The following is a 1,371-nucleotide window of genomic DNA, read 5'->3' on the forward strand; positions in this document are numbered from 1 at the left end:
GGGCACCTCGTTCAACCAGAAGCCCATCGTCGCCGAGGGCGACCGGGTCGAGGTCAACCAGGTGATCGCCGACGGGCCGTGCACCGACCAGGGTGAGATGGCGCTCGGCAAGAACCTCCTGGTGGCGTTCATGCCGTGGGAGGGCCACAACTACGAAGACGCGATCATCCTGTCCCAGCGGCTGGTGCAGGACGACGTGCTGTCCTCGATCCACATCGAGGAGCACGAGGTCGACGCCCGTGACACCAAGCTGGGTCCGGAAGAGATCACCCGCGACATTCCCAACGTCTCCGAGGAGGTCCTGGCCGACCTCGACGAGCGCGGCATCATCCGCATCGGCGCCGAGGTCGTGCCCGGCGACATCCTGGTCGGCAAGGTCACCCCGAAGGGCGAGACCGAGCTGACGCCGGAGGAGCGGCTGCTGCGCGCGATCTTCGGTGAGAAGGCGCGTGAGGTGCGTGACACCTCGCTGAAGGTGCCGCACGGTGAGCAGGGCAAGGTCATCGGCGTGCGGGTGTTCAGCCGTGAGGAGGGCGACGAGCTGCCGCCGGGGGTCAACGAGCTGGTCCGCGTCTACGTGGCCCAGAAGCGAAAGATCACCGACGGTGACAAGCTGGCCGGCCGGCACGGCAACAAGGGTGTCATCTCCAAGATCCTGCCGGTCGAGGACATGCCGTTCCTGGAGGACGGCACGCCGGTCGACATCATCCTCAACCCGCTGGGCGTGCCCGGCCGGATGAACGTCGGCCAGGTGCTGGAGACCCACCTGGGGTGGATCGCCGCCAGGGGCTGGGACATCTCCGGGGTGGAGGAGGCCTGGGCCGGGCGGCTGCGCGAGAAGGGCTTCGACAAGGTCGCCCCGCGCACCAACATGGCCACGCCGGTCTTCGACGGCGCCCACGAGGAAGAGATCATCGGGCTGCTCGACAGCACGGTCCCCAACCGTGACGGTGATCGGCTGGTCGAGCGGAGCGGCAAGGCCCGCCTCTTCGACGGCCGTAGCGGCGAGCCCTTCCCTTACCCGATCTCGGTCGGCTACATCTACATTCTCAAGCTGCTCCACCTGGTCGACGACAAGATCCACGCGCGGTCGACCGGTCCTTACTCCATGATCACTCAGCAGCCGCTCGGCGGTAAGGCCCAGTTCGGTGGCCAGCGCTTCGGTGAGATGGAGGTGTGGGCGCTGGAGGCCTACGGCGCCGCCTACGCCCTGCAGGAGCTGCTGACCATCAAGTCCGACGACGTTCTCGGCCGGGTGAAGGTCTACGAGGCCATCGTCAAGGGCGAGAACATCCCCGAGCCGGGCATCCCCGAGTCCTTCAAGGTCCTCATCAAGGAGATGCAGTCGCTGTGCCTGAACGTCGAGGTGCT

Annotated in this window: 1 pseudogene; it reads left to right on the plus strand. The window is 66.9% G+C overall.

From position 1 onward, the window contains the following. Positions 1 to 1,371, plus strand: a pseudogene (locus ABGB14_RS49960) (DNA-directed RNA polymerase subunit beta); the annotation flags it as partial.

The sequence above is a fragment of the Nonomuraea sp. B10E15 genome, assembly GCF_039871615.1.
GTDB lineage: Bacteria > Actinomycetota > Actinomycetes > Streptosporangiales > Streptosporangiaceae > Nonomuraea.